At 37.8% G+C, this 4310-nt stretch carries 4 protein-coding genes and 4 tRNA genes; all 8 read left to right on the top strand.

From position 1 onward, the window contains the following. Positions 1–371: 371 nt before the first annotated feature. The 8 genes from KO495_RS02675 (at position 372) to KO495_RS02640 (ending at position 4209) form a co-directional block, all read left to right on the top strand. Complete coding sequence (locus tag KO495_RS02675; RefSeq protein WP_215978858.1) at positions 372–590, top strand: hypothetical protein; 219 nt, start codon at positions 372–374, stop codon at positions 588–590. 194 nt (positions 591–784) lie between these two features. Beyond that, positions 785–1843 carry a UDP-N-acetylmuramate dehydrogenase gene (gene murB, locus KO495_RS02670; RefSeq protein ID WP_215978857.1) on the top strand — a complete coding sequence of 353 codons (1059 nt, stop codon included), beginning with the start codon at positions 785–787 and terminating at the stop codon, positions 1841–1843. Continuing rightward, the gene (gene birA / locus KO495_RS02665) at positions 1836–2858 is read left to right on the top strand and encodes a bifunctional biotin--[acetyl-CoA-carboxylase] ligase/biotin operon repressor BirA (protein ID WP_215978856.1); all 1023 of its coding nucleotides are present in this window, start codon (positions 1836–1838) and stop codon (positions 2856–2858) included. The genes murB and birA overlap by 8 nt, the downstream gene beginning before the upstream one ends. Further along, entirely contained in the window at positions 2855–3598 is a 744-nt protein-coding gene (locus KO495_RS02660) for a type III pantothenate kinase (protein ID WP_215978855.1), read from the top strand. Before birA ends, KO495_RS02660 begins: the two co-directional genes overlap by 4 nt. Positions 3599–3755: 157 nt before the next feature. Further along, positions 3756–3831 (top strand) — tRNA-Thr (locus tag KO495_RS02655). Positions 3832–3891: 60 nt separating this feature from the next. Beyond that, positions 3892–3976, top strand: a tRNA-Tyr gene (locus tag KO495_RS02650). Positions 3977–4042: 66 nt separating this feature from the next. Beyond that, positions 4043–4117: transfer RNA gene (locus KO495_RS02645), tRNA-Gly, on the top strand. A 16-nt stretch (positions 4118–4133) separates the two neighbouring features. Further along, positions 4134–4209: transfer RNA gene (locus tag KO495_RS02640), tRNA-Thr, on the top strand. Positions 4210–4310 lie beyond the last annotated feature (101 nt).

Below are 4310 nucleotides of genomic sequence, written 5' to 3'. Positions count from 1 at the left end.
GAGTAGGACATTGCTAAACTTCTATTAAGAAAAGCCCGATTCGAAAGAGTCGGGCTTTTTGCTTTGTGGTTTTTAAAGAATGTGTAAAACGCAGTAGCAGGATAATGAAACGTGAATATACCGCGATCATAATCGTGAGTTTAAATGGCTGTGTGAATAATACCTTAAAATTATTACTGAATGCGTAACTAAAGTGGCTACTGTTTATGCAAAATAAATCTGCTAATTTATTTAAACGTTGTTTAAGGTCATAAAACAGCGTCAATTTAACATAAGGTACTAATTAAGTACTGAATATCAGGTAAGGACTAAATTTACTTCTATAAATAAGTACATTGATGTTGGTCTTCAATAATAAAGGAATATAAATAATGGTAAAAACATTATCATCAAAATCAGTAGTACTTAGCGTGGGACTTATGTTTGGTATGAGTTCAGCCTATGCTGGTTCGTGCTATTACGATTGTGATAGCTATGCAAAGTCGCAGCGTATACAGTTGTGTGCAGATAACAGAGGCGGTTCTGCATGCGCTACTAGTGAAGCAATATATAATTACTTTTATCAACAGTGTCAGCAAGGTAATTGCTAATTTATTATTTGTAGATATAACCCGTTACGTAAGTAATGGGTTTTAATATTTAGGAACCTAAATTACTGACTTACTCTAGAAGTAATAACGACAGATAAGTGTATCCTCTACTATATAATACCTAGAACTGAAATTGGTGTTATTACAATTTTTAAGTACAATACCCTTTTCATATTTCAGAATATTAATAGTCCATGAGTCTTAACCAGTCCTACTCTCTGCAGAATAGTAATAGTTTCAATATAGCAGTATCTTGTTCGCAACTATATTTAGTTGAGACACTTGAAGAGTTACTTGCCTTACCTGAGCTCTGCTATGGTGATTTTTATATTTTAGGTGATGGGAGTAATACACTTTTTGTTGAACCTGCAGCACCTGTTATTATTAAGCCTGCCTTTAAAGGGGTCACTGTTAATGAAACAAAGAGCCATTATAAGGTAACGGTTGGGGCTGCGGAGAATTGGCATGATCTCGTTAGTTTTTGTATCGAACATGGAATCAATGGACTTGAAAACTTAGCGCTTATTCCCGGAAGTGTCGGGGCGGCACCGGTGCAAAACATCGGTGCTTATGGAGTTGAATTTGCTGATTTTTGTTTAGAGGTTAGTTATTTTGATTTGGTCACTAAGCAGCTTAAAACACTGTCAGCACAAGAATGTAAATTCTCATATCGAGATAGTATATTTAAAAATTGTTTGCATAACCGAGCACTTATTACAGAGCTTGTTCTACTTTTCCCTAAAGCATGGCAAGCAAACTTAAACTATAGCGGTCTAGATGTTCTACCTGTGAATGTCGATGCCAAAGTGGTTATGAACAAAGTGATTGAATTAAGACAGTCTAAGTTGCCAGATCCAAAAAAACTGCCCAACGCAGGTAGCTTCTTTAAAAACCCTATTGTTAGTCAGGAAAAGTTTTTACAGATTCAGACAAAATATCCACAGATACCCCATTACCCGCAAAGTAAAGGCAATGTTAAGTTGGCGGCAGGTTGGTTAATCGAACAAAGTGGCTTAAAAGGTTTTCGATTTAAAGGGGTTGGTGTTGATCAACGTCAAGCTTTAGTGCTTGTGAATTATGAAAATGGTACAGGGCAAGATCTTATAACGTTAGCTAAGTTTGTTCAGCAGCAGGTTTTTGAAATGTTTTCGGTAAAAATAATACCTGAAGTACGTATGGTCTCTGCACAAGGAGAAGTTCATTTTGAAAAGCTTAATGGTGATAGTGTAATTAATGGCGTTAATTATGATTAATACGGCTCATCCAAGAAATTCGAGTAACTCAGTTAAAGCTCATTTGGTTAGGTCATTAGCAAACGGCAGTTTTATTTCTGGTCAGGTTTTAGCGCAAGAGTTAAATATTAGTAGAGCAGCCATTGCTAAGCATATTAAAAGCCTATTAGCTATGGGCTTAGATATATACAGTGTAACAGGTAAGGGCTATAAACTCGCTACACCGTTGACTTTATTAGATGAAAAAAATATTGAAAGGTCATTAAGAGTTCCTGAACAATTGCTTCATACCGTAAACCCTCATTTGCTTGAAGTACATAGTTTAATTGATTCAACTAACGATCACTTAATGCGCTTGATACCTGAAAGAATGTCTCAAGGTCGCGTGTGTTTAGCTGAATACCAAAGTGCAGGAAGAGGGCGACGCGGACGTCAGTGGGTATCTCCCTTTGGCTCCCAAATTTATTTATCTATGTATTGGTATTTAGAACAAGGGCTAGCAGGAGCTATGGGTTTGAGCCTAGTAACGGCTTTAGCTGTTAGTGATGCGGTAAAGAATTACTGTGATATACAAGTTGAATTAAAATGGCCAAATGACATTTATTTAAGTGGTGTCAAGCTGGCTGGTATTTTGATTGATTTAGAAGGACAGGCGCTCGAACCGAGCCATAGTGTTATAGGTATTGGTTTGAACGTCAATATGCCCACGGAGTCTGCAAAATCGATAGACCAACAATGGACAGACTTGAAATCTCATACCAATATCACGATTGATCGAGATGGTTTATGTGCAGAGTTGATTAGCTGTTTGTGGGAGCGCTTATTACAGCATAGAGAAAGTGGATTATCCGAGATGCTAGATGAATGGCATAAATACGATATTTACTTAAATAAGCCAGTGAAGCTACTAACTGGTGAACGGACAACGCATGGCATTTGTCGTGGCATAAACAATCAAGGCGCTTTGCTTTTGGACGTTGACGGGTATGTGAAAGCGATCTATGGTGGCGAAGTAAGTTTAAGGGGCATAGAGTGATTTTGCTCATCGATATTGGTAATAGCAGAGTAAAGTATGCTTTATTAAATAATGTTAATACCCAGCATATTGAAAATATCCATAGTATTGAGAACTTGCATTTCAACCATAGTTTCATTAATAACCTCTGCGTCGTTGATAACCAAGTCTCGCAAGTAATTGTTGCTAGTGTTGCCAATAGCGAAATTGTTAATCCCATAGTTGAGTATTGTATTGATCACCATATCAGCTATACCGAAGTAAAAAGCGAACGTTGTAAAAACGGTGTTGTTTCGGGGTATCAGATACCTGAACAGTTAGGTGTAGATCGCTGGCTAGCAATTATTGGTGCCCAGCAGCGCTATGCACAGCAAAATATCTTAGTGATTGATGCTGGTACTGCCACCACTTTTGATCTGGTTGATAATACAGGTCAACATCGTGGTGGTTGGATATTTGCGGGTATAACTACTTTATATAATACGTTGCTGCAAAATACTGCCCATATAAAGGCAGAGACTAAAAGAGATATTGAGTTATCTTTTGGGTTAAATACAACCGACAATGTTAATAATTGCTGTTGGGCTGCAACAGTAGGTTTAATTAATCAAGCGATCTTACAAGCCGAGCGAGAACTAGGGGCTGTTGAACGTATTATTATCACTGGTGGTAATGCTCCAGCGTTAACTACATTAACTAATGTGGAAATGGTATATATAGAGGCATTAGTATTTTATGGTTTACAGCAATATATTACGTAACTATTGTGGTAGGTTGCACTTGCCAAGGGCTTTCAGGCTATTGCTTGCATAAAAAAACATCAAACGAGTAATAATAAGTAAAAAACATTAAATATTTTGAAATTAGCTATTGCAAGCATGAAAACATTACTCTAGAATTCGCACCACTTAATGTAGTGCCGACTTAGCTCAGTTGGTAGAGCAACTGACTTGTAATCAGTAGGTCGCCAGTTCGATTCCGGCAGTCGGCACCATTAATACTTAACAATAATATGATTTGTTAAGGTACCTGTTAAAAGGTATAGGCTTTATGTGGAGGGGTTCCCGAGTGGCCAAAGGGATCAGACTGTAAATCTGACGGCTCAGCCTTCGGTGGTTCGAATCCACCTCCCTCCACCATGTTTTTGATTTACGCTTCATCTTAGTTTAGCTAAATCTAAAATCAGAGATCATCTGATAGAGTCAGCGGGTGTCGTATACTGGCTATTACCTCAGCCTTCCAAGCTGATGAAGCGGGTTCGATTCCCGCCACCCGCTCCAATCTATGTGATTTAATGCTGATATGGCTCAGTTGGTAGAGCGCACCCTTGGTAAGGGTGAGGTCGGCAGTTCGAATCTGCCTATCAGCACCACTCCTTAGATTACTCTATTCAATATCTCACCTTAATGTAAAAAATAACAGTAAACTTATTACTTATACCCAGAGGTATTTTGAAATGGCTAAAGAAAAATT

It is taken from the genome of Colwellia sp. D2M02, assembly GCF_018860755.1.
Taxonomy (GTDB): Bacteria; Pseudomonadota; Gammaproteobacteria; order Enterobacterales; family Alteromonadaceae; genus Colwellia; species Colwellia asteriadis.
Note: the sequence above shows the minus strand (reverse complement) of the source record. Positions and strands in the feature narration are given on the sequence as shown.

Coding starts and splice junctions, on each gene's coding strand:
- KO495_RS02675 (WP_215978858.1), top strand. CDS start 372: ATGGTAAAAACATTATCATCAAAATCAGTAGTACTTAGCGTGGGACTT.
- birA (WP_215978856.1), top strand. CDS start 1,836: ATGATTAATACGGCTCATCCAAGAAATTCGAGTAACTCAGTTAAAGCT.
- murB (WP_215978857.1), top strand. CDS start 785: ATGAGTCTTAACCAGTCCTACTCTCTGCAGAATAGTAATAGTTTCAAT.